General features: G+C 68.6%; 19 protein-coding genes and 1 pseudogene. 12 read left to right on the forward strand and 8 right to left on the reverse strand.

Annotation, left to right across the window (positions count from 1 at the left end):
* The first annotated feature begins 160 nt into the window (after positions 1 to 160).
* Both QWJ13_RS33130 and QWJ13_RS33135 read left to right on the forward strand, forming a co-directional pair.
* Positions 161 to 4,969: an FG-GAP-like repeat-containing protein gene (locus tag QWJ13_RS33130; RefSeq protein ID WP_316529308.1), complete on the forward strand. Its 4,809-nt coding sequence runs from the start codon at positions 161 to 163 to the stop codon at positions 4,967 to 4,969.
* Between the two features lie 182 nt (positions 4,970 to 5,151).
* Positions 5,152 to 5,562 (forward strand): contact-dependent growth inhibition system immunity protein, encoded by a 411-nt coding sequence (locus tag QWJ13_RS33135; RefSeq protein WP_316529309.1) that lies wholly within the window; start codon positions 5,152 to 5,154, stop codon positions 5,560 to 5,562.
* 129 nt (positions 5,563 to 5,691) lie between these two features.
* Here the strand turns inward: QWJ13_RS33135 and QWJ13_RS33140 are convergent, their stop codons facing one another.
* On the reverse strand, positions 5,692 to 6,456 hold the full coding sequence (locus QWJ13_RS33140; protein ID WP_316529310.1) for a GNAT family N-acetyltransferase: 765 nt from the start codon (positions 6,454 to 6,456) through the stop codon (positions 5,692 to 5,694).
* Between the two features lie 542 nt (positions 6,457 to 6,998).
* Here QWJ13_RS33140 and QWJ13_RS33145 point away from each other — a divergent pair.
* Positions 6,999 to 7,256 carry a hypothetical protein gene (locus tag QWJ13_RS33145; protein ID WP_316529312.1) on the forward strand — a complete coding sequence of 86 codons (258 nt, stop codon included), beginning with the start codon at positions 6,999 to 7,001 and terminating at the stop codon, positions 7,254 to 7,256.
* A 548-nt stretch (positions 7,257 to 7,804) separates the two neighbouring features.
* Here QWJ13_RS33145 and QWJ13_RS33150 read toward each other — a convergent pair.
* A complete protein-coding gene (locus QWJ13_RS33150) occupies positions 7,805 to 8,254 on the reverse strand; it encodes an NUDIX hydrolase (protein WP_316529314.1) in 450 nt (149 codons plus the stop codon).
* Positions 8,255 to 8,466: 212 nt separating this feature from the next.
* On the opposite strand from QWJ13_RS33150, the gene QWJ13_RS33155 reads away from it, so the two are divergent.
* From QWJ13_RS33155 to QWJ13_RS33175, 5 genes are all read left to right on the forward strand, one after another.
* Positions 8,467 to 9,294 (forward strand): helix-turn-helix domain-containing protein, encoded by an 828-nt coding sequence (locus QWJ13_RS33155; RefSeq protein WP_316529316.1) that lies wholly within the window; start codon positions 8,467 to 8,469, stop codon positions 9,292 to 9,294.
* Positions 9,287 to 9,484: a DUF397 domain-containing protein gene (locus tag QWJ13_RS33160; protein ID WP_316529317.1), complete on the forward strand. Its 198-nt coding sequence runs from the start codon at positions 9,287 to 9,289 to the stop codon at positions 9,482 to 9,484. The genes QWJ13_RS33155 and QWJ13_RS33160 overlap by 8 nt, the downstream gene beginning before the upstream one ends.
* Before the next feature lie 115 nt (positions 9,485 to 9,599).
* Positions 9,600 to 9,803, forward strand: coding sequence for a DUF397 domain-containing protein (locus tag QWJ13_RS33165; protein ID WP_316529318.1), 204 nt, complete (start codon positions 9,600 to 9,602; stop codon positions 9,801 to 9,803).
* Between the two features lie 127 nt (positions 9,804 to 9,930).
* Positions 9,931 to 10,143 carry a DUF397 domain-containing protein gene (locus QWJ13_RS33170; RefSeq protein ID WP_316529319.1) on the forward strand — a complete coding sequence of 71 codons (213 nt, stop codon included), beginning with the start codon at positions 9,931 to 9,933 and terminating at the stop codon, positions 10,141 to 10,143.
* 127 nt (positions 10,144 to 10,270) lie between these two features.
* Complete coding sequence (locus QWJ13_RS33175; protein ID WP_316529320.1) at positions 10,271 to 10,468, forward strand: DUF397 domain-containing protein; 198 nt, start codon at positions 10,271 to 10,273, stop codon at positions 10,466 to 10,468.
* 88 nt (positions 10,469 to 10,556) lie between these two features.
* Here the strand turns inward: QWJ13_RS33175 and QWJ13_RS33180 are convergent, their stop codons facing one another.
* From QWJ13_RS33180 to QWJ13_RS33190, 3 genes are read right to left on the reverse strand one after another with little or no spacing between them, the layout of a single operon-like run.
* Entirely contained in the window at positions 10,557 to 11,405 is an 849-nt protein-coding gene (locus QWJ13_RS33180; RefSeq protein WP_316529321.1) for a DUF5753 domain-containing protein, read from the reverse strand.
* A gap of 26 nt (positions 11,406 to 11,431) precedes the next feature.
* Positions 11,432 to 11,722: a DUF6879 family protein gene (locus QWJ13_RS33185; protein WP_432277652.1), complete on the reverse strand. Its 291-nt coding sequence runs from the start codon at positions 11,720 to 11,722 to the stop codon at positions 11,432 to 11,434.
* Positions 11,694 to 11,936, reverse strand: a complete 243-nt coding sequence (locus tag QWJ13_RS33190; protein WP_316529323.1) for a hypothetical protein — start codon at positions 11,934 to 11,936, stop codon at positions 11,694 to 11,696. The genes QWJ13_RS33185 and QWJ13_RS33190 overlap by 29 nt, the downstream gene beginning before the upstream one ends.
* A gap of 325 nt (positions 11,937 to 12,261) precedes the next feature.
* On the opposite strand from QWJ13_RS33190, the gene QWJ13_RS33195 reads away from it, so the two are divergent.
* Both QWJ13_RS33195 and QWJ13_RS33200 read left to right on the forward strand, forming a co-directional pair.
* Positions 12,262 to 12,405 carry a hypothetical protein gene (locus QWJ13_RS33195; RefSeq protein WP_316529488.1) on the forward strand — a complete coding sequence of 48 codons (144 nt, stop codon included), beginning with the start codon at positions 12,262 to 12,264 and terminating at the stop codon, positions 12,403 to 12,405.
* 77 nt (positions 12,406 to 12,482) lie between these two features.
* Positions 12,483 to 13,166 (forward strand): class I SAM-dependent DNA methyltransferase, encoded by a 684-nt coding sequence (locus QWJ13_RS33200; RefSeq protein ID WP_316529325.1) that lies wholly within the window; start codon positions 12,483 to 12,485, stop codon positions 13,164 to 13,166.
* 152 nt (positions 13,167 to 13,318) lie between these two features.
* Here the strand turns inward: QWJ13_RS33200 and QWJ13_RS33205 are convergent, their stop codons facing one another.
* From QWJ13_RS33205 to QWJ13_RS33215, 3 genes and pseudogenes are all read right to left on the reverse strand, one after another.
* Positions 13,319 to 20,356, reverse strand: coding sequence for a DUF7507 domain-containing protein (locus QWJ13_RS33205; RefSeq protein WP_316529327.1), 7,038 nt, complete (start codon positions 20,354 to 20,356; stop codon positions 13,319 to 13,321).
* A gap of 683 nt (positions 20,357 to 21,039) precedes the next feature.
* Positions 21,040 to 21,132 (reverse strand): annotated as a pseudogene (locus QWJ13_RS33210) (NADH-quinone oxidoreductase subunit D-related protein); the annotation flags it as partial.
* Positions 21,126 to 21,302 carry a hypothetical protein gene (locus QWJ13_RS33215; RefSeq protein ID WP_316529489.1) on the reverse strand — a complete coding sequence of 59 codons (177 nt, stop codon included), beginning with the start codon at positions 21,300 to 21,302 and terminating at the stop codon, positions 21,126 to 21,128. The gene QWJ13_RS33215 and the pseudogene QWJ13_RS33210, both read right to left, overlap by 7 nt.
* Positions 21,303 to 21,650: 348 nt before the next feature.
* On the opposite strand from QWJ13_RS33215, the gene QWJ13_RS33220 reads away from it, so the two are divergent.
* Positions 21,651 to 22,250 (forward strand): PadR family transcriptional regulator, encoded by a 600-nt coding sequence (locus QWJ13_RS33220; RefSeq protein WP_316529329.1) that lies wholly within the window; start codon positions 21,651 to 21,653, stop codon positions 22,248 to 22,250.
* A complete protein-coding gene (locus QWJ13_RS33225) occupies positions 22,247 to 24,013 on the forward strand; it encodes a sulfatase (protein WP_316529331.1) in 1,767 nt (588 codons plus the stop codon). Before QWJ13_RS33220 ends, QWJ13_RS33225 begins: the two co-directional genes overlap by 4 nt.
* Positions 24,014 to 24,042: the final 29 nt, after the last annotated feature.

Consider the following 24,042-nt stretch of genomic DNA (forward strand, 5'->3'; position numbering starts at 1 on the left):
CCAGGGCGCTATTCAGATAAGGCTCACGCTGTGCGACTCTCCTGCCCGGCGTCGGCGATCCGCCGTCGTCGAATCGAAGAACGGTCCGAACCGAAGAACGGGTCCGAACCGAAGAACGAAAGAGTGGGGGCTATCCATGCCACCTTCCACGTCAAGACGCGTGCTCAGCGCAGCGCTGGGCGCGACGCTGACCGCACTGACACTCAGCGCGGCGATACCCGCGCAGGCGGACGCCGCGGCGCCGCAGCCGTCCGCCGTCCAGCAGCCGTCCGCGCCGCAGGCCGCCGGTCCGCTGACGGCCGAGGAGGTGTCCTCGAAGGCCCGGACCTCCGGGAAGGCCGTCGTGGTCCAGGCCTCGACCACGCCGACCGACGAGCTGACGGCCAATCCGGACGGCAGCTTCACCCTGAAGCAGTCCGTCACCCCCGTTCGCGCCTACCAGGACGGCGGCTGGAAGCCGCTGGACGCCACCCTGGTGAAGCGCGCCGACGGCTCGATCGCGCCGAAGGTGGCCGGCAGTGCCCTCACCCTCTCCGGCGGCGGCTCCGGCCCGCTGGCGGAGATGAAGAACGGCAACCGCTCGCTCTCCCTGTCGCTCCCGGCCGAGCTGGTGAAGAACCTGCCCAGCCCCGCGCTGGACGGCCCCACCGCGACCTACGGCCTGCTGCCCGGCGTCGACCTGAAGGTCACCGCCGACCCGCAGGGCGGCTTCTCCGAGGTCCTGGTGGTCAAGGACGCGGCCGCGGCCGCCAATCCGGCCCTCAAGAAGCTCGCCTTCACCACCCGGACGACCGGCGTGGACCTGGAGACGGACGCGGGCGGCAACATCACCGCCAAGGACAAGCACGGCCAGGTCGCGTTCTCCGCGCCCGCGCCCGTCCGCGGCGTCTGGGACTCGGCGGCGGACACCTCCGTGCCGACCGTCACCGATCCGACCGACGGCAAGGTGCTGGACGCCCGCAGCGGCAGCCCGGCCCGCTCCAGCGTCGCCGGCCCCGGCGCCACCGCGCACACCGCGCCGCTGAAGGCGGAGGCCAAGGACGGAGCCATCACCCTCACCCCCGACTCCGCGCTGCTCTCGGGCGCCAACACCGTCTGGCCGCTGTACATCGACCCGACCTACTCCGCCGCCGGTGGCAGCCGGCTCGGCTGGACGTACGTCAGCTCGGCCTTCCCGACGACCAGCTACTGGAACACCAGCGACACCGCGGGCCTGCGGGTCGGCTACAACAACTGGGAGTCGCCCTACTACGTCGGCCGGGCCTTCGTCCGGATGTCGGTGCCCAGCAGCATCTACGGCGCGCAGATCAGCTCCTCCACGTTCTACGCCACCGAGACCTGGGCGCCGTCGTGCAGCGGGCGTGACGTCGAGCTCTGGAAGACCGACGCCATCTCGTCGTCGACCACGTGGAACAACCAGCCCGGCTGGACCACCAAGAGCGCGACCAAGAACGTCGCCAACGGTTACGACGGCACCTGCCCCGACGCCTCGGTCGGCTTCGACACCACCGGGGTGATGCAGAGCGCGGCCAACGGCAACTGGGGCGACGTCACCCTGGGCCTGCGCGCGACCAACGAGTCCGACGGCTACGGCTGGAAGAAGTTCCAGCCGAGCTCGATGACCATGACGACGCAGTACAACCACCTGCCGGACACGCCCACCACGCTGACCACCTCGCCGGCGACCTCCTGCGCCGCGGCCACCCCGACCGTGGTCGGCAACGGTGACGTCGTGCTGCGTGCGGCCGTGTCGGACCGGGACGGCGGCCAGCTCGGCGTCGTCTTCCGCCTGTTCAAGTCGTCCACCGGTGCGATGGTGGCCTCGTCCACCACCGACCTGAAGGCGGACTCGGGCACCACATCCCAGCTCGTGGTGGGCCGGCAGGCCCTGGTGGACGCGTCGGGCGGAGCACCGACGGCGTTCTGGTGGAACGCCTACGCCGATGACGGCATCGGCAGGGGCGGCACCAGCGCGACCTGCCGGTTCACCTTCGACCCGTCGACTCCGGGCAAGCCGACGGCCACCGTCGGCACCGGGCCGTTCACGGTCGGCAGCCCGACCCAGCTGACCATCGCTCCCAACCCGGTGGGGACCGTCCCGGCGAGCTACGTCTACCAGATGAACGGTGCCGCGCCCAGCACGGTCGCCGCCGTCTCCGGTGCCGCCACCGTCACCGTGAAGCCGACCCGGGCGCACAACGTGCTGACCGTCACCGCGCTCTCCGCGGGTGGCAACCCCAGCGGTGACAGCGAGGTCGTCGAGATCAACGCCGCGCCCCCGGCGACCGCTGCGGAGAACGACCTCACCGGCAACGGTCGGGCCGACCTCGTGGCGGTCGGCGGCAAGTCCGGCCTGCCGAGCGGCCTCTGGCTCGCGAGCGGCGCCTCCGGCAAGTCGTTGAACACCGCCGCGGACAACCTCGGCTCCCAGGGGCTCGCGGGCACCAACCCGTCCCCGGCGGACTGGAACGGAATGCAGGCGATCGTCGGGCACTTCCGTTCCGGCGCCGGTTTCAATGACGTCCTCCAGTACAACCCGGCCACCGGTGTCGGCCTCGTCCTCTTCGGCAACGGCGACGGTTCCGCGCTGTCGCCGCTGATCGGCAAGGGCGTCCCGTCGGTCGCCTTCACCTCGCCCACCACGAAGGCGACGGCCACCTGGATCGCCAACGCCGGGAAGCTCTACACCACCGCGGCCCAGGGAGAAGCGAACCCGTTCCCGTCGCTGCTGAGCATCCTGGACGGCTCGCTCTACCTCCAGCCGACCACCGCGCAGTCCGGCGGCTTCTTCCCCGCCGAGGTCGACCTCTCCGACACCAACCCGACCGGCAGCGGCACCTGGGCCGGCTGGACGATCGTCACCGCGCTCGGCACCGACGGCATGCCGGGGATGTTCGCCCGGTCCGACGCCGGCGGCCAGCTGTACTACTACAGCGCGGCGAACCTGCTGGACCTGACCCTCGGCAAGAGCGCCACCCCGAAGCTCGTCGCCTCCACGGGCTGGACCAAGGCCGCCAAGCCCACGCTCCAGGCCGCGGACATCGACCGCAACGGCACCCTCGACCTCTGGTCCGTGGACGCCAACGGCGGTGCCTCCGCCAACCTGTTCAACGGCACCACGATCAGCGCCCAGCCCGCCCAGCTCCTGGTCACCGCCACCCACAGCTGGGCGCTGAACGACAACGCCACCGAGGGCGCGGCGGTCACCACCGCCGCCGACCGCACCGGCAGCCTGCCCCTCACCGGCCAGGCCGGTGCGACCTGGAGCAGCAAGGACCTGTTCAGCCCCGACGTCCACCTCAACGGCACCGCCGGCGGTGTCCTGAGCACCAGCGCGCCGGCGGTGGACGTGGCGAACAGCTTCACCGTCTCGGCGTGGGCCAAGCCGGACGTCACGGGCGGCATCCTGCTCTCGCAGGACGGCAACAACACCGCCGGCTTCATCCTCCACGCGAACAGCACTCTCAACCAGTGGGAGTTCTGCATGTCGGTGCAGGACTCCGGCTGGTGGTACGACTGCGTGCACCCGGGCGCGGGCAACTACATCCAGACCGGCACCTGGACGCACCTGACGGCGACATACAACAGCAGCACCGGCGTGATGGCGCTGTACATCAACGGAATCGTGGCCAACTCGACCGGCCACAAGGCGGTTTCGGGATACAGCAACAAGAGCTTCCGGGTCGGCGACTACCTCAACGTCGGCACCCACACGTTCTTCTACAAGGGATCCGTCTCCAACGTCCAGACCTGGGCGGGCACCGCGCTGACGCCCAGTCAGGCAGCGCTGCTGTCGGGCACTCCGGGGTACGTGCTGTTCCCGAGTGACGACACCAACTACCCCAGCGGCACCACCTGGTCCGCGGGCAACGCCCGGATGCGTTTCGACGGCGGTCAGCTCGTCATCTCCAACCCCGGCTACGGCACCTGGACGCTGGGCAACGGCGGCAACGCGAACGCCGTCCTCAGCCTCCAGGCCGACGGCAACCTGGTCAGCTACCCGCAGGCGGCCCACACCGCCGGCACCGCCCTCTGGGGCAGCGGCACCTTCCCGGCGCCCGGGGACGTGATGTTCTTCCAGCCGGACGGCAACCTGGTCATCTACAAGTCGGACGGAAGCTCGCTCTGGTCCTCCGGGTCCTACAGCTACGGCCGCCACTCGGCCGGCACCGAGTCCGGCGGCGACGGCAAGGTCCGCTGGGGCGACTTCAACGGCGACGGCCGGGCGGACGCGATCATCATCAACGACAACGGCTCGGTCAACGTCAAGCTGAACAACGGCGGTGACGGCCACGGCGGTTGGATCGACCTCGGCCAGGTCGCGACCGGAATGACCAGCGACCGGACGAAGGTCCGGTTCGCCGACTGGGACGGTGACGGCAAGGTCGACTACCTGTACTTCACCGGTGGCGCGGTCACCGTCTTCCAGAACAACGGCGGTGACGGCCGCGGCGGTTGGACGAACCTTGGCCAGGTCACCCAGGGCAGCACCGGTGACGCCGACCACGTGCGGTTCGCGGACTGGGACGGTGACGGCAAGGCCGACTACATCACGCTCAGCGACAGCGGCGCGGTCACCGTCTTCCTCAACCGGGGCGGCGACGGCCGCGGCGGGTTCACGCCGATCGGCCAGGTGGCGTCGGGCGTCAACAGCGACCGCAGCCGGATCCGCTTCGCGGACATGGACGGCGACGGCAAGGCCGACTACAACATCATCAACGGCGATGCCGCCGTCACCACGTACATCAACCGGGGTGGCGACGTCGGCGGCGGCTGGTACCTCCGCCCGAGGATCATCGTCGGCACGACCACCAATCAGAACCAGGTGAGCTTCGCCGACATCAACGGCGACAACCGGCCTGACTACCTGGTCACCAACGGCGGCACGACGGCCCGACTCTCCAACGGCGGCGACGACTTCGCCACCCCGGGCTGGCTCGACTGGGGCCAGATCCTCGGCACCGTCTGACCCGTAGCGGCAACAACCCCTCCGCCCCGTTCGGCAGCCACGTGCTGTCGAACGGGGCGGAGGTGTAGGGCGGTTGGGCCCGTCAGTGCTGGCGCAGGGACGGCCAGAGTGCGGACCACCGCTGGTGTGGGCCGCCCTCGCACAGCACCAGTGCGGTGTGCTTTCTCCCGGTGAATCGACGTGTGAACCATGGCCGTTCTCTTGAGGAACTGCTTGGCCGTGGTGGTCGATCGGGGCTGCCGGGGCTGCCGAGGCTGCCGGGCGACACCACCCGGCTTGTGGCGACCGCGAATGAGCTCGTACGCAAGCCGATAGGCGAGCTGACCGTCGTGGACATGCGCCTGCTGATCAGGCAAAACACGGGCCTCGCCTACCTCCTGCCACCGGCACTGGCCGTACTCCGGGACGACCCCCTGGCGGAGGGCGACATGTACGAGGGCGATCTGCTCGCCGTCGTACTCACGAGGAGCCCCGAGGTCTGGAGCGGATCACCCGAACTCGGCCAGGAGCTTCGCGCGATCGTCTTGGCACTGGCGCCGACCGATCTGCCACCGTTGCTGGAACAGGAAGTGGAGCGGTTCCTGGCTCTGTGAACCGGTGGCAGCGCCGCCGAGGGGGTGCACAGGAAGTCGGCCGGATCGACTTCTTGCGGGAGGCAGTTGGATTCGGAGCCTGGCGGTGGGCGGTGCGGCCCCCCTGCGAGGTTGTCGGGGGAGTGATGATCAGGCCCTGTGGACCGGTTGCTCGTGATCGTGCTGCCGGGTCCAGGTCTCGCGGGTGATCGCGTACTCCACGTCGCCGTGCTCGGCCCCCTCGATGGGTTCCGGCCACTGTTCGAAGAAGGTGCGGACCAAGGACAGGCCGGCCTTCTCCATGACCCGCCGGGAGGCGGCGTTGACCGTCATCGTGGTGGCCACGATTCGCTCCACGTCCAGCTCGGCGAACGCGTGACGGACCAGTGCCCGCGCGCCTTCCGTGGCATACCCCCGGCCCCAGACGGACGGCAGCACGCGGTAGCCGAGCTCGGTTCCGCCGGTCAGACCGACACTCGCCGCAGGTCGCAGCGAGAGCCACCCCAGGAAAGCTCCGGACGACTTCTCCGCCGCGACGAAGCAGCCGTGGTCGCTGGGGAGTCCGTCGTACTCGGCCAGGAAGCGCGCAAGCTGCCGCTCGACGGCGACCCGGGGTACGGGGCGGCCGTCATCGATGCGTCGCATGACGTCGGGGTGGCCGTGCAGGGCGGCCAGGTCGTCGACGTCCGCCTCGGTGAAGCGGCGAAGCCTCATGCGCCGGGTTTCCACGTAGGTTTCCACGGCGGTCCATTCGAGCAGCGCGTGCGGCTCGCGGCAACCGGTTTCCGTCCCATTCTCGGCGTGGGTGCGGTCCTCGGCAGGGCGTCCGTGACATTCCGGGCCCTGTGCACCCAGCACCGTGGGTGCCGGGCGGGTGGGGTGGTTGACTTCCGCCTCCAGCGCGGCGGCGAGCATGCGCTGGAAGTCGGCGGGGTCGACTTCCAGTGCGCGGCTGCTGGGAAACTCGGGGTGCTGTGGACGCTCGCCACGTGTTGGCCCGTGGGTGAGTAGTCGGTGGGGCGGCAGGTGGGGGCGGTGTCGTTCGGTGCTCGCGCGTAGGAAGTCGGGCGGGTCGACTTCCTGCGCGGGGTTGTGGAGTTGGCGGGGTTGACTGCCTGCCGGTGATCGTTGGGGTCCTGAGGCGAGGGTGTCCGGGATCTGCGATCTGTTGGCCCCGGTGCGTGAGAAGTCGGCGAGGTCGACTTCCTGTGCGGTTCAGGTGGGGGTGTGGGTGGTGGTTTGGGTGCGGCAGTGGGTGAGGGCGTAGCGGATGCGGGTGTCGGGGTTGGGGGTGGTGGTGAGGAGTTCGCCGGCGGTGGTGAGGGTGGTCCAGTAGAGGGTGGGGTTGCCGGTGCGGGGAGGGGGGGGTGTTGGTGAGGGAGAGGTAGGCGGTGGTGAGGTTGCCGGTGGTGAACCAGCGGTGGAGGCCGTGTTGGTGGCCGGGGCGGATGCCGCCGATGGCGTTCATGGCGGTGGTGAGGGAGGTTGATGACGGTGATTTCGGTGGGGGTGAGGTTCTTGGGGACGTCGAAGACCCCGAGGGCTTCGAGGAGTTCGCCGGTGTCGGCTTCGCTGTTGGGTTTGGGGTTGGCGAGGAGGGCGTCGTGGCAGTCGGCGAGGCGGGTGGTGATGTCGGTGGGCGGGATGTCGAGGGCGGAGCAGACGGCGTGGGCGACGGCGGGGGTTGGTGGCCGAGGCGGGTGAGGAGGGCGTAGGTGGCGGCCGGGGTGGCGCCGCGGGAGAGGTGTGGCGGGCGAGGGTGGTGGGGGAGGGGTCGGCTGGCACATGGTGGTTCGGTCTTTCAGAGAGTGATGGGGGCGGGGAGATGAGGGCCCAGATGTACTTGCCGATGCCGCAGGGGCGGGGGAGTGGCCCCAGCGTTCGGCGAGTTCGTTGACGAGGTAGAGGCCGCGTCCGTGCTCGGAGGTGAGTCCGGGGGTGTGGAGGAGGGGCGTCCGGTGCCGGCGTCGTGGACTTCGAGGCGCAGGCGGGAGTCGGGGAGGAGAAGCGGATTTCGATGTGGCGGTCGTCGGGGGCGTCGGAGTGTTGGACGGCGTTGGCGAAGAGTTCGGTGAGGAGGAGTTCGGCGGTGTCGGCGTAGTGCTCGCCGGTGGGGAGTCCGGAGAGGTAGGCCCGGAGCAAGTACCGGGCCAGGGGCGCGGATTCGGGCTGGGGGTCGAGGCGCGCGACGAACAAGCGGGGGCGGGGGCGGTGGGTTTTGAGCATGGTGGTGTGCCTCAGGGGAGTGCGCTGGGGTGGTGGTTCAGCCGATGGGGACGGGGGTGCCCTGGATGAGGAGGGGGAGGCCGTCGCCGTGTTCCCAGGCGTCTTCGATGCGGTGGTGGTGGTCGGGGGTGGTGACGTCGCGGAGCTTGTGACGGGGGACCCAGTGGACGGGCCGGTGGAGGCTGGCGATTGAGGCCTGTTGGGGGGTGAGCATGCCGCCCGCGTAGATGAGGGTGAGGGCCTCGGGGGTGTAGTCGATGGAGAGGATGGTGCGGAGGGGAAGGACGAGGCTGGTGCTCGATTCGAGGTGCCGGCGGGCGGCGTGGTGGGGGAGTTCGTGCTGCTCGGCGGGCCCGCCGGGGAGGGTGAGGCTGGACTCGTGGGCGGGGGAGATCAGGAGGACGGAGAGCTCGCCGGGCCGGTCGGGGTCCTCGCGCAGGGCGAAGGCCTGGTGGATGGAGTGGCGGGCGGGGGGATTGGTGCTCAACTCTGCTCCAGGCATCGGGGATTGAGGGGGGACGGTAAGCGGCAGTTGAGGTTCCGGCCTGCGGGCATGGGTGCCCCGGCGGGGTGTGCGTGTCATCGCCGCCCGGTAGATGAATTCGGTGAGTGACCGAATGGCTACCAGGATGGCTCAGCCTCCTCTAGGATCGGAAGAGTTTCAAATCTCTAGTCCAGCGGATTTTAAAGAGAGTGATCTTGGCTCTTCGAAAGCTTGATCCAACGTCATCTCCACTGGAAGCTCTTGCTGTTCAGATCAGTAGAGCGCGCCTGGCCAAGGGGCTGACGCAGATCGAACTCGGCAAACGAATCGGGTACACCAACGTCTACATTTCGAACGTGGAGCGAGCCAAACAAGCTCCGTCTTTAAAGTTCGTAGAACGCGTGGACGCAGCCCTCGACGCCGGTGGTGCCCTGACAGGGCTGTGGTGGAGTTGGAAGAACGGTGTCCTGTTGCCAGGGTTCTCCGAGTACCTTCGCAAGGAGCGCGAAGCGATCACGGCCCGGCTGTTCGACACGGACATGGTGTCGGGCATACTTCAGCACCCGGACTACAGCGCGGCCTATGAGGCCGGCATCGTCCGACGTGGGGAAGCGACTCGGGAGCAAGCCGACAGAAGGCTTGGCTTGTTGACCCAGCGCCAACAGATGCTCGACCGGGGCACGACGATCCATGCTGTTCTGGACGAGGGAGCCCTGCGTCGGCCAATCGGCGGTCGGGAGATTATGGTCATTCAGCTGGCTCACCTGGAGAGGTTGAGTGACCGCTCGAATGTGATCATTCAGGTCGCCCCCTACCGCCTCGCTGAGGATCGACCCCTGACCCACCCCGTCACGCTCTTGACCCTCCCCAATCGGGCCCTGGTCGGGTACACGGAGACCCTCCAGCGGGGATACATGGAACAAGACGTCGAGACGGTAGCCCGATGGGTCGATAGATACGATCGACTCCAGGTCAACGCGCTCAGCCAGCCGGACAGTTTGGCCCTGATCCGGGAGGCACGGAAGGAACTGGACCATGCATGACCCAACGGGCGCCAAGTGGCGCAAGAGCACGTACAGCAACGGTGGGGGTGGTTGCATCGAGGTAGATGATGCGTGCCCGGGTAGGGTCCGTGACTCCAAAGACCCCAATGGGCCAGCCCTCACCTTTGCTGCTGAGGCTTGGGACTCGTTCGTCGCTGCTGTCCGTGGCGGCGAGTTCGGCGACGTCTGAGCCCGAAGTCCTGAACCGCAGGCCCGGACCGATGGCGGTCCGGGCCTGCGATCGTTGGGCTTTGGCCAGGTCATGGGCGGGTAGAGAAGCTCGGAAGCGCGGAAGGAGTTGGACCATGGATGACTCAATGGCTGCCAAGTGGCGCAAGAGCACGTACAGCAACGGGCAGGGCGGCTGCATTGAAGTTGCAGACGGCTACACCAGGGTGATGCCGGTCCGCGACTCCAAGGACCCCGACGGGCCGGCTCTCATCTTCGCCGCAGAGGCTTGGGGTTCGTTCGTTTCCGCTGTCCGTGGTGGCGAGTTCGGCGACGTCTGAGCCCGAAGTCCTGAACCGCAGGCCCGGACCGATGGCGGTCCGGGCCTGCGATCGTTGGGCTTTGGCCAAGTCATGGGCGGGTAGAGATGCGCGGAAGTGTGATCGGCTCCAGCCTGAGAGGAACGTCATGATCCACCCAGTGGACCTGTCCGGCGTCCAGTGGCTCAAGTCCTCGTACAGCCAGCAAGGCGGTAACTGTGTCGAGGTGGCCTCTGACTTCCCGGACCTGATGCCCGTCAGGGACTCGAAGGACCCCCGGGGCCCGGCCTTGGTCTTCCGGGGCGAGGCTTGGAGTTCGTTCGTTGCTGCTGTCCGCAGCGGCGAGTTCGGTGACGTCTGAGCCCGAAGTCCTGTACCGCAGGCCCGGACCGGTGGCGGTCCGGGCCTGCGATCTGTGCTCTGACCCAGCAGCTTTGGCCAAGGAACCGGTGAGTAGAGGAGCCCGAAGGCGTGGAAGGAGTTGGACCATGGATGACTCAATGAGTGCCAAGTGGCGCAAGAGCATGTACAGCAACAACGGGGGCGACTGCGTCGAGGTGGATGATGCGCACCCAGGTAGGGTCCGTGACTCCAAGGACCCCAGCGGGCCGGCTCTCATCTTCGCCGCAGAGGCTTGGGGTTCGTTCGTTTCCGCTGTCCGTGGTGGCGAGTTCGGCGACGTCTGAGCCCGAAGTCCTGAACCCCAGGCCGCCGTCCTTCAACTCCGGGCCTACCTCCCGCCGTCGGCTATGACGTTGCGAGAATATGTGAACCTCAGCCCAAGTCGCTGATCGCGGAGGTGATCAACGCGCGGGCCGCGCCACCGTGAACGGCGAGCGAGGCGAAGCGGGCGAACGCCTGGGCGTAGAGGGCGAGGTCGGTCGGCGCGGTCACGGTGACCTGCGCCGACAACAGCTCCACCCCCGCCTGTCGGTCGTCGAAGAGATTGAAGGTCTCCGTGGGCCACATGTGGCGGGCGGCCGTGAACGGGATGATCCCCAGCGACACCGACGGCATCGACATGATGCTCAGCAGGTGCCCGAGTTGGCCGGCCATCACCTCGTTGTCGTCGATCCGGTACCGCAGCACTGACTCCTCGATGACCGCGACGAAGCGGCGTCCGCCCTCGAACACGACGCTGGACCGGGCGAGACGGGCCTCAACCGCCTCCGCCACATCGTTCGGAGTCTGGCGGACGTCGGCCACCGTGCGCAGCAGCGCGCCGGCATACTCCTTGGTCTGCAACGCGCCGGGGACCACCCGGGAGGAGTAGGCACGGAAGTGGCGGGTGCGGACGTAGAGCGGCACGCGGGCGTCCTGCGCCTGGCGCAGGCCCGAGCGAGTGAGTCGGCGCCACTCGACGTACAGCGAGTCCACCGCCCTGTTGGAGGCGATGAGGTCGGCGGCTTGGTCGCCGGCTCCGCAGGCCTGGCACCACGTCCGGATATCCGAATCCGACGGGGCGATGCGGGCGTTGAGGATGCGGGAGGTCTTGGCCGCGTGCCAGTCGCAGTGGGCGGACAGCTCCCCGCCCTTCAAGCCGGCGTCACGCATCAGCTCGCCGAGGCGCGCGGCCAGAGCCCTGCGGGCCGCCTGTGCACTGGAGGGCGGGGAGGTCGACATCGATGCTGTTGGGCCGGTGCGCGGGCTCAGACGCTGTACTTCTCGTGCGGCACGGCCCGCTCCCACGCTGAGGCGAAGGCGGTGGAGCGCAACCGGGCCACCGCCGGGTCGTCGCTGAACGACGGCCCGGCGGACTCCCCGTCGCCGGTGAAGTGGTTGAACCGCACCAGCTGGTCATCGAACAGCCAGAAGTCGTTGCCCGGCAGGGCAATGTCCGACGCCTGCCGTCGGGGCAGCCAGTCGTGCAGCTCCAGGTGGACTGCGGTGGAGCGAGCGGCGGCCAGTTGCTCAGCGAACGTCGGTACCTTCGGCGACATCGCACGCCTTCCTCAAGATCGGCACTATCCGCGCAGGCAACCGGACCGCATCCTCGGTGTTGGGGATGCTGCCGGTCTCCAGGCACTTGGCGCGCAGCTTCTCGTTGGCCTTCCAGCCCTGCACAACGATCTCGTCAGCTTCGTCGTCGTACCAGACGGTCGGGCACTCGTCGTCCCCGGTGTTGGGGGCTATCCCGATGAACCGTACTGCCATGCCAAGCCCCTCTCGCAAGCTGGTTGCGCGGATTTGCTCGACGATTCAGGACTGAGCGGCCACCGTCAAGAGCCTCATCTGGGAAGCGCAAAGCTGCGCAACTTCCCACTTGAGACGAGTGAATGCGCACAATTTCTCGCAACCTCCTGGCACCGGATGTAACCGACCCGCTACGGTCGATCACGCATCCCCCCGCCGCCACGGCGAAGGTGGACAGGTCGATGGCGCGACGCACCCTCAAGCGTGGGTACCGCGAGGGCTGTGCGCCACCGAGAAGAGAGGAGCGGACCATGACCGTTGCGCTGGAAGCGCCTGCGGACACCAAGTGATCCAGCGGCGTAGCGACGGCATCGTGGTCCGCACCGCCGAGTTCCTGCGCGGCAACGGGTTCGACGCCGACGAGGAGTTGTGGGCGATCGACGGGGCGGAGTGCTCCCCGTGCGACGACAAGGTGCCCGACAGTCACTGATCGGCCGCTAGAGTGCCCCTGCCCCGCATCGTGGGGCAGGGGCACCAACTTGCCAACTCTTCTTCAAGGGAAGCCCGTTGCCTGCACAGCACGACATCGAATCCGAGCGCGAACTCTGGGACACGTACGCTTCCGGCATCAAGGGCGAGGTGTTCGACGCCGGGCCCGCCTTCCGCTGGACCCAGTACGCCGACCACGGGCCCGGCCCGGAGCTGCTCGGGTCACCCGCCAGCGCGCTGGAGATCGGCTGCGGCACCGGCCGCGCGCTGGCGGCGCTGGCCGAGCAGGGCGTGAAGGTCACGGGCGTGGATCTCTCGCCCGTCATGGTCGAGAAGGTCTCCGAGCGCTGGGGACCGTCGGGCGTCCAGGTCCACTGTGCCGAAGTCCTGGACTATCTGAGCGGCACTGACGAGACATGGGACGCGGTCTACTCGGTGTTCGGAGCGGTCTGGTTCACCGACCCTCTGAAATTGCTCCCCCTCATTGCCTCCCGCCTAAATCCCGGAGGCATCCTGGCCTTCTCGCAACCCCCCGCCATCCCCGGTGCCTACGGCCCCCAGGGCATGTACAAAGGGGGCTTCGCCGGAAGGGCGCTCTACACCTACCGCTACTCCTACACGCCCCGCAGGTGGGCCGGCCTGCTTCGGCAGAGCGGGTTCGAGTCGGCGGACGCGACGGTGCTCGAAGCCCCGACGGAGGGGCACATCGGAACCCTGATCGTCACGGGCAGGACCCCGCAGCGGTGTCTCGGCGACGGCTGAGCCCGAAGTCCTGTACCGCAGGCTCGGACCGATGGCGGTCCGAGCCTGCGGTCGTTCCCAAGCCCCCCGAACGAACGGATCGCCCCCGAGGCCTGAAGGCCCCGGGGGCGGTCCGCGTTCTCACCGACTGAGCGGTGATGCTCCGGGTGGTGCTACATGAACCAGGGGTGGCCCTCCTCCGGCGGGCACTCCGACACCGTGATGCACAGGTCGACCGGCGGGCTGACGACCAGCTGGCCCTGCGGGTCCCGGGCCGTCGCCTTCGCGGTGTTGGTCACGTGTCCGGCCTTCGCGTCCTCCTCCGTCACCACGTACGTGCCGTGGCACGTCGTGCTCTGACCGGGTTCGAGGGTCGTGGTGTCGCAGGTCACCGGCGCCACCCGGTCGTCGTGGACAGCCACATCCGTCAGGACCGTCTGCCCGGTGTTCGTCACCGTGTAGGTGTACGTCACCGTGTCGCCCGGATGGGCGTCGCCCTGTACGTCGGCCTGCTTCGTGATCGACAGCGGCGACTCGCCCGGGCACAGCTCCACCGTCACCGAGGTCGGCGGGCTGTGCACCGGCCGACCGTCGGGGTCGGTGCCGTTGGCGTGAGCCGTGTTGGTCACGTGCCCGGCCGCGACGTCGGCCTCCGTGATGACGTAACTGCCGTGGCAGAGCGTGCTCTGGCCGGGGGCCAGAGACGTGGCAGCACAGGTCACCGAAGCGACGTGGTCGTCCGTCACCGACACGTTGTTGATGGCCACGGTGCCCGTGTTGGTGACGGTGTAGGTGTACGTCACCGTGTCACCCAGGTTGAACGGGCCGGCACTGTCAGCCCGCTTCACGATCGACAGCCGCGCTTCACCGGCCACCGGAACGGTGACCTCGTCCGGCGGGCTCTGCACCGGACGGCCCTCGGGGTCGGTGCCGTTGGCGTGAGCGGTGTTGGTCACGTGGCCGGCCGTGACGTCAGCCGCGGTGATGACGTAGCTGCCGTGGCACGTCGTGCTCTGGCCGGGGGCCAGAGACGTGGCAGCACAGGTCACCGAGGTGACGCGGTTGTCGGTCACCGACACGTTGTTGACAGCGGCTGTACCGGTGTTGGTGACGGTGTAGGTGTAAGCCACGGTGTCACCGAGGTGGAACGGGCCGGCACTGTCGGCCCGCTTCTCGATCGACAGCCGCGCTTCACCGGCCACCGGAACGGTGACCTCGTCCGGCGGGCTCTGGACCGGACGGCCCTCGGGGTCGGTGCCGTTGGCGTGAGCGGTGTTGGTCACGTGCCCGGCTGCGACGTCAGCAGCGGTGATGACGTAGCTGCCGTGGCAGAGCGTGCTCTGGCCGGGGGCCAGAGACGTGGCAGCACAGGTCACCGAGGTGACGCGGTTGTCGGTCACGGTGAGGTTGTTGATGGCCACGGTGCCCGTGTTGGTGACCGTGTAGGTGTACGACACGGTGTCACCGAGGTGGAACGGACCCGCGCTGTCGGCGACCTTCTCGATCGCCAGCATGGCCTCGCCCACGGTGGGAACGGTGACCTCGTCCGGCGGGCTCTGCACCGGACGGCCCTCGGGGTCGGTGCCGTTGGCGTGAGCGGTGTTGGTCACGTGCCCGGCTGCGACGTCAGCCGCGGTGATGACGTAGCTGCCGTGGCACGTCGTGCTCTGGCCGGGGGCCAGAGACGTGGCAGCACAGGTCACCGAGGTGACGCGGTTGTCGGTCACGGTGAGGTTGTTGATGGCCACGGTGCCCGTGTTGGTGACCGTGTAGGTGTACGACACGGTGTCACCGAGGTGGAACGGACCCGCGCTGTCGGCGACCTTCTCGATCGACAGCATGGCCTCGCCCACGACCGGCACGGTGACCTCGTCCGGCGGGCTCTGGACCGGACGGCCCTCGGGGTCGGTGCCGTTGGCGTGAGCGGTGTTGGTCACGTGACCAGCCGCAACGTCAGCCGCGGTGATGACGTAGCTGCCGTGGCACGTCGTGCTCTGGCCGGGGGCCAGAGACGTGGCAGCACATGTCACCGAGGTGACGCGGTTGTCGGTCACGGTGATGTTGTTGACAGCGGCAGTACCGGTGTTGGTGACGGTGTAGGTGTAGGCGACGGTGTCACCGAGGTGGAACGGACCCGCGCTGTCGGCGACCTTCTCGATCGACAGCATGGCCTCGCCCACGGTGGGAACGGTGACCTCGTCCGGCGGGCTCTGCACCGGACGGCCCTCGGGGTCGGTGCCGTTGGCGTGAGCCGTGTTCGTCACGTGCCCGGCCGTGACATCAGCAGCGGTGACCACGTAGGAACCGTGGCAGAGGGTGCTCGCACCAGGGTTGAGCGAGGTCGCGCCGCAGGTCACCGAGGTGACGTGGTCGTCGGTCACGGTGAGGTTGTTGACGGCGGCGGTGCCGGTGTTGGTGACGGTGTAGGTGTAGGCGACGGTGTCACCGAGGTGGAACGGACCCGCGCTGTCGGCGACCTTCTCGATCGCCAGCATGGCCTCACCGACAACCGGGACGGTGACGTCGGCAGGCGGGCTCTGCACCGGCTGACCCTGCGGGTCAGTGCCGTTCGCGTGAGCCGTGTTCGTCACGTGACCAGCCGCAACGTCAGCCGCCGTGATGACGTAGCTGCCGTGGCAGAGCGTGCTCGCGCCCGGAGCCAGAGAGGTCGCGCCACACGTCACCGAGGTGACGTGGTCGTCGGTCACGGTGATGTTGTTGACAGCGGCAGTACCGGTGTTGGTGACGGTGTAGGTGTAGGCGACCGTGTCACCGAGGTGGAACGGACCCGCGCTGTCGGCGACCTTCTCGATCGACAGCATGGCCTCGCCCACGGTGGGAACGGTGACATCGGCCGGCGGGCTCTGCACCGGCTGACCCTGCGAGTCAGTGCCGTTCGCGTGAGCCGTGTTGGTCACGTGACCAGCCGCAACGTCAGCCGCCGTGATGACGTAGCTGCCGTGGCAGAGGGTGCTCGCACCAGGGTTGAGCGAGGTCGCGCCGCAGGTCACCGAGGTGACGTGGTCGTCGGTCACGGTGAGGTTGTTGACAGCGGCAGTACCGGTGTTGGTGACGGTGTAGGTGTAGGCGACCGTGTCACCGAGGTGGAACGGGCCCGCGCTGTCGGCGACCTTCTCGATCGCCAGCATGGCCTCGCCCACGACCGGCACGGTGACCTCGGCCGGCGGGCTCTGCACCGGCTGACCCTGCGGGTCAGTGCCGTTCGCGTGAGCCGTGTTGGTCACGTGACCAGCCGCAACGTCAGCAGCGGTGACCACGTAGGAACCGTGGCAGAGGGTGCTCGCGCCAGGGGCCAGAGACGTGGCAGCGCAGGTCACCGACGTGACGTGGTCGTCCGTCACGGTGAGGTTGTTGACGGCGGCGGTACCGGTGTTGGTGACGGTGTAGGTGTAGGCGACGGTGTCACCGAGGTGGAACGGGCCCGCGCTGTCGGCGACCTTCTCGATCGCCAGCATGGCCTCGCCGACAACCGGGACGGTGACGTCGGCGGGCGGGCTCTGCACCGGCTGGCCCTGCGGGTCAGTGCCGTTCGCGTGAGCCGTGTTGGTCACGTGACCAGCCGCAACGTCAGCAGCGGTGACCACGTAGGAACCGTGGCAGAGGGTGCTCGCGCCAGGGGCCAGAGACGTGGCAGCGCAGGTCACCGACGTGACGTGGTCGTCGGTCACGGTGAGGTTGTTGACGGCGGCGGTGCCGGTGTTGGTGACGGTGTAGGTGTAGGCGACGGTGTCACCGAGGTGGAACGGACCCGCGCTGTCGGCGACCTTCTCGATCGCCAGCATGGCCTCACCGACAACCGGGACGGTGACGTCGGCAGGCGGGCTCTGCACCGGCTGACCCTGCGGGTCAGTGCCGTTCGCGTGAGCCGTGTTCGTCACGTGACCAGCCGCAACGTCAGCCGCCGTGATGACGTAGCTGCCGTGGCAGAGCGTGCTCGCGCCCGGAGCCAGAGAGGTCGCGCCACACGTCACCGAGGTGACGTGGTCGTCGGTCACGGTGATGTTGTTGATGGCGGCGGTGCCGGTGTTGGTGACGGTGTAGGTGTAGGGGACGGTGTCACCGAGGTGGAACGGACCCGCGCTGTCGGCGACCTTCTCGATCGCCAGCGCGGCCACGCCGATGACCGGAACCGTCACGTCGGCCGGCGGGCTCTGCACCGGATTGCCCGCCGGATCGGTGCCGTCCGCGTGCGCGGTGTTGGTCACATGCCCGGCCGTCACGTCAGCGGCCGTGATCACGTACGAGCCGTGGCACTGGGTGCTGTCTCCGGGGCTGCCGTGGGGGGCGAGGGTGGTGGTGGCGCAGGTGATGCCGGTGACCTTGTCGTCCGTGACGGTGAGGTTGTTGATCTGGGTTCCGCCGGTGTTGGTGACGGTGTACGTGTAGTTCACCGTGTCACCGAGGTGGAACGGGCCAGGGGTGTCGGCCTGCTTGGTGATGGCGAGACTGGGCGGTGCGGCGCCGGGGATGACCTGGTCGACGACCCACGGTGCCTCGGTGGGGAGGAGGGGGTTCAGCACGCCCGAGACGTCGCTGGCGGCCTGGGCGGCGATCTTGTTCCAGGTCCGCTCGCCGCCGACGAACGCGGTGCCGTCGGCAGTGGTGGTGGGGACGTTCATGGTCCACGTGTAGGTGAAGGTCGTGCCGGGCGCGACGATCGTGCTGCCGTAGTCGAAGCGGACCGCCCGCACCGCCGCCCAGTTGGTCACCCCGGCCGCCGTGGTCCAGTCGGAGTGGGCGTTGAAGTTGCCGCCGCAGTAGAACGGCGCGCCGGTGGTGGAGTCCATCTCGGGGCGGCAGGGGTCGGGGTTGGTGGAGTAGTAGACAGTCACCGGATCAGAGCCGGTGTTGATCGGGCCGGTCAGTGTCGGCACCCATTGGTTGACGTCGCTGTGGTCGGCGTACCGGGGCGTCGTCACACCGGTGTTGTTGGGATACGGGAGCAGGTCGTAGGCGACGAAGTTGGTCATGGGCTCGTTGCCCTCGTCGCTGAGGGACACGCGGTAGGTGACCGTGCCGCCCACGGTGGAGGTTCCCACCTGGGTGGGGTTCTGTTCGGCGGAGCCGAGGAAATCGGTGTCCTGGTCGCCCTTCACCTCCTTGACGACGCCCAATGCCGCCGACCGGGCCACGGCGAAGTCGGCGGTGGTCGCCGAGACACCTTCCTGGGTGTCACCGTTCTTGTTCACATCGGCGCGGTCCGCGACCTTTCCGAAGCTGCCGGCGAGCATGTAGCCGCGTGCGTCGAACAGGTACGCGACGTTGCCCTGGTAGGTCGGCTGGACGGGGTAGGTGGGGTCCGTCGGATCCGCGCCGCCGGCAGTACCTCCGTACGTGCCGGCCGGCGTGTACGCATTGACGGTCGTCTGGAACCCGTACTTGCAACTGTCACTCAACGGAACGGTGGCGCCGGAGGGACCGGTGGTCGCGATCAGCGCGGTGCGGCCGTTGAGGTAGTTCGGTACCAGTGTGATGGTGAAGTCCGATGCGACCGGGCACCCGGCAGCCTGGCCGGCGGCGAGGGTGAAGGATCCCGGCACGTAGGTCAGTTGGGGCGGGATCAGATCGATGATCTCGGGCTGGAGGTCCGTGGTGGCCAGGCTCGGGTCCCAGCCGATGTCCAGGCCCCAGGTCTGCGTCGCTCCCGGCGCGGCCGGGGTGGGGCCGACCAGGTCCTTCCTGAGGTACCCGCTGGTGAGGTACGCCTTGATGCTCAGCGACGCGCAGTCCGTGGCGGTGCTGTCGGCCGCGCCAGGCGCCGAGACGGTCGTGCTCTGGCAGTTCGTGATCGTCGACCCGGGTGCCACGGACGAGTCGATCGTGCCGTTGATGATGATGCCGTAGGTCGTCGACGGCGAGACGTCCGGGATGGTGATGGTGATGCTGGTGACCCGCACACCGGGCTTGGTGATGTCGAGCCGCGAGCCGGGCCAGGTGAATGTCTGCTGCGACGAGTCGCTGTAGGTCACCAGGATCGTCGTGCCGCTGGGTGGCGGGGACCCCGTGCTGTTGTTCTGGAACGAGGCGATGGATGTCGTGTTGAACCCGGCCGGCAGGTCGTCGTGCATGACGAGCTGCGCGTCGACGTTGCCGCGATTGCCCACGTTGATATACCAGTTGGCGGGCCCGTTGACGGCCGCCGCGCTGTAGTCGGTGCCCTTGTACGTGTACGCCTCGACCACCGGCGGACCGCTGGGGATCGTCGTGACCGCCGTGGCGGTGAGCGGAGGGATCGGCGTGGTAGAGCCGAAGGGCGTGGCCTCCAGCCTCGCCGTGTCCGTGAAGGTCTCGTCCGGCTGCGCCGTGGCCGGGAGCGTGTACGTGATGGTGCGCCCGGCCTGGTCGCCGGCCATCTGCGGGATGGCGGGCCAGGTCGCGGTGTGCGTGCCGGCGTCGTAGGTGCAGCCGTCGCTGCAGCTCACGAACGTGGCTCCAGGTGGCAGCACATCGGTGATGACCACGTTCTCCAGGGCGAGCCCGCCCTGCGCCGTCGTCGGGTTGGTCTGAATGTTGCGCGCGAAGATCAGGTAGGAGACCGTGCCGCCGGCGGGCGCGATGCTGGGACCGCTCTTGTAGAGCTCCGGGTTGGGCACGGCGTCGAGTTGGACGGTGGCGGTCGAGGGCTCGGCGGTGTCGCCGGCGGTGTCGCTGGCGGTCGCGGTGACCGTCTGCGGTCCGGGCGCCGTGAGGTAGTTGAGGGTCGGCCAGTTGAGCTGGATCTGCTGCGAATTGCCGGCGGTCGCGTTCGGCCACGTGAATGTGACCGTGCCCGCCGCATCGGCCGACTGCGTGATCCCGGCCGCGATCTGGGCGGGGCTCAGCGACGCGCTGGGCGTGCCGGCGGCGCTGGTCCAGCCGGCCGGCGCCGGGATCGTGGCCGTGATCGTGCCGCAGCCGGTCGGGTTGGAGCACTGCACGTTGAGCGTGTAGATCACCACGTCGCCGGAGTTGATCGGGGTCGTCACCGGTGCGAGAGCGATCGTGAGCAGCGTTTGCGCGTGCGCGACGCCGGCCGGTACGGAAAGGCACGCCACCAGCACGGCCAGCACGGCGACCCGCCAGCGGTGCAGCCAGGTCGGCGGTCTCGGCGGGCACCCGGCCGAGCGGCCGGGGTCCCACCACCTCCGCCACTTCCACAACCGGCCGCCCGACGCCTTGCCACCGCCGCGGTCCACAGCCGCCTTGCCCATGTCTCTACCTCCGGAACTGCCCCGATCGACGCGATGAAGAGTCCGCCTCGATTTGTATGAAAAAACCGATGACGGTTCGCACGAATGCTAGAACCCCCCGCCTCATATGCTTGTCATTTAGATGGCGGCGTTCGGGTGATTTCCAATGACCGGGATTCAGGCCAACACAATCCAATTGGCGTAATTCCGAGCTGTATCGACACAGCCGTCCGGAGCAGTCAGCCTACGACCACCCGACGCACGTCACCTGCCGTCGAGGCGCTTAGAGAGTTCGGAGCAAGGAGCCCAACACCATTGCCCAGCAGGGAAGGATTCGGACGTCAGCACACAGCAGACCCGAGGTCATATCTGCCGGAATTCCGCAAGGCAGTGCTCCACACAGACCTGAAGTCAGCGAACCCCAGCCGCCCCGCTCGCCCTGCCGGCCGGTGAGCCACGGCCCCAGGTCCGGACGCTTCCACGGCGCCACCTGCGCCGACACGTCCAGGTCCTCGAACGAGCCGACGATCTCCCATTCCTGCGACAAGGCGTGCCGGGCCCCCGACTCCGCCTGCACCAGGTGCGAGACCTTGCCGTCGTCTCCCGTGCGTGTCCGACACACGCGAACCGACCACCGCCCGGACCGGTGCCAAACTTACGCACCGCCCCGCTGCCGTGCAGCGCCGATTCCGTGGCCCGTCATCCAGTTCACCCCTGGCAGACTCGACCGCCGCGTACGCCTGGCCGACCGGGACGCGGAAGCCCTCCGTCACCAGCTTGAAGTGGTGGATCAGCGCCGCTGCGTGGTGACGTCCAGGCTGTCGTCCGGGACACGTCCAGGCTGTCGTCCGGGGCACGTCCAGGCTGTCGTCCGGGCCGTGTAGCTGTGGGCGCGTACCGCGCCCTTGTCGATGACGGTGACCGTACTGTCCAGGACGCCTACCTCCTGCCGGTGGGGCGAGGCCACTGACCGGAACGGACCTGATCCACCGGCGCACGGATCCGCCCGGCAACCGGCGTCGAACCCGGGCCGGAGCACCTTCCCGGGGCCGGGCGGACGGAGTCGCCGTACGGTGCGCACGCGCGGAGGCCGAGCCGCCGGCACCGGGCCGCGGCGGACTCCCCGCCGAGGTCGTCCGCGCGTTGGGGGACGAAAGCCGTGCCGGGCCCGGGCTCTGACTGGGCAGGCATCACGAAGCATTGTTAACGCCGTCATACAACCTTGATAAGCGCCCATCCGATTCGTTGACCGAGCCCCTCACCCGCAACAACATTCCTCACATAGGTGTGAGTGCACATAGGAGGTGACGGCGGGGTGAAGCGCTTCGAGTACGTGCTGCTCGCGCTGCTCGCCGGGCGGCCGCTCAGCGGGTTCGACCTGGGCAAGTGGATGGAGACGGAAGGGCAGTTCCTGCGCTCACGGGCCCATCACAGCCAGATCTACCGGCTGTTGGGGCGGATGGTCGCCGACGGATGGGTGGCGTACGAGGTCGATCCGCGCGAAGGCCGGCCGGACGCGAAGGTGTACCGGCTCACCGCCGTCGGTCGCGAAGCCCTGCTGGCATGGGTGCGGTCCCCGTACGAGCCGACCAGCCGCTTCCAGGACCCCGACTTCCTGACCCGGTTCGCCTTCGCGGCGCCACTGGACACGGAGGCCGCGATCCGGCTGGTACGCACCGAGCTCGATTTCCGACGGCAGCACATCGCCCGCAACCGGGACCGGGACCGCACCCTGCGCTTCGAGGACCCGGTGCCCGAGCTGGACCGGGCCTTCGCCCAGGACGTCTTCGACGAGCTCCACGCGTACGGAGCGTCCGCGATCGACACCTGGGTGGCCTGGCTGGAGCGGATGCTGCGCCGCCTCGAAGCACGCCTGGAAGCACGCCGTACCGAGAGAGGGAATTCCCGCGCATGAAGGCCATCATGGTCATGTTCGACAGCCTCAACCGGCACATGCTGCCGCCGTACGGGGCGGACTGGACGCACGCCCCGAACTTCGCCCGCCTCGCGGAGCGTTCGGTCACCTTCGACAACGCCTACGCCGGATCACTCCCGTGCATGCCGGCCCGCCGGGAACTGCACACCGGCCGGTACAACTTCCTGCACCGCAGCTGGGGTCCCCTGGAGCCGTTCGACGACTCCACCCCCGAAATCCTCAAGCAGAACGGGATCTACACCCATCTCGCCAGCGATCACCCGCACTACTGGGAGGACGGCGGCTCGACCTACCACGGCCGCTACAACACCTGGGAGTTCTCGCGCGGGCAGGAGGGCGACCCCTGGAAGGGACACGTCGCCGACCCCGACATACCCGAGTCCCCGAAGGGGATGCGCGGCGAGGGGTGGCGCCAAGACTGGGTCAACCGGCAGTACATGGCGACGGAGGACCGTCACCCGCAGACGCTGACCTTCGACGCGGGCCTGGAGTTCATCCGTACCAACAAGGACGCCGACCGCTGGTTCGTGCAGATCGAGACCTTCGACCCGCACGAGCCGTTCTTCACCCACCAGCGCTACAAGGACCTCTATCCGCACGAGTACGACGGCCCGCACTTCGACTGGCCGGACTACAAGCGCGTGACCGAGTCCGACGACCAGGTGGCGCACGCCCGCTTCGAGTACGCCGCACTGCTGTCCATGTGCGACCGCTCCCTCGGCCGGCTCCTCGACGCCATGGACGAGCACGGCTTGTGGGACGACACCCTGCTGATCGTCAACACCGACCACGGCTTCCTGCTCGGCGAGAAGGGCTGGTGGGCCAAGTTTGTCCAGCCCTGGTTCAACGAGCTCGTCCACCTGCCGCTCTTCGTCTGGGATCCGCGCCATCCCGCCACCGCCGGCGAACGGCGCGGCTCCCTGGTGCAGACGATCGACATCGCCCCGACCCTGCTCGACTGGTTCGGCGTCGAGCGCCCAGCCGACATGCAGGGCTCACCGCTGCCCGTCGCCGACGACAGCCCCGCACGCGAGGCGGGCCTGTTCGGCGCGCACGGCGGGCACGTCAACGTCACCGACGGACGGTACGTATACATGCGGGCCCCCGTCTCCGCGGACAACGCGCCACTGTACGAACACACCCTCATGCCCACCCACATGCGCGGCCGGTTCACCCCCGCCGAGCTCGCGGACGCCGAGCTCGCCGCGCCGTTCGGCTTCACCAAGGGCGTGCCCACCCTGCGCACCCGCGGCCGTACCTTCATCAACCCGTACTTCCAGGGCACCCTCCTGTTCGACCTGGAGACGGATCCCGAACAGCTGACCCCGATCGTCGACGACGCCGTCGAGCTGCGTATGGCGAGGCTGCTCGTCGAGCAGCTGCGCGCGAACGAGGCGCCCCCGAGCCAGTACGAACGCCTCGGGCTGCCCCAGGACGGACCGGTCACCGACAAGCACCTGCTGGTCGGGGCGCAGCGGGAACGGGCCGAGGAGTTCGCCCGGCCGCTGCCGCGCCCCGAGGACTACCCGGCGGGACGGCTCTCCCTGCGTACGCCGGTCAAGGCGCTCATCGCGGACCCGGTCGCCGTCGAAGTGATCCGCCGGCACCTGCCCGGATTCCTCGACTCCGAGTTCCTGCAGTTCCTGGCCGGCACGTCGCTGATCGACGTGGCCGGCATCAGTGGCGGGCAGATCCCCGCCGCCGCCCTGCGGGCGGTCGCGGAAGAGCTCGCCACGCTCTGACACGTCCCTGAACGGCCGGTGCCGGGGTG

The organism is Kitasatospora brasiliensis (genome assembly GCF_032654805.1).
Lineage (GTDB): Bacteria > Actinomycetota > Actinomycetes > Streptomycetales > Streptomycetaceae > Kitasatospora > Kitasatospora brasiliensis.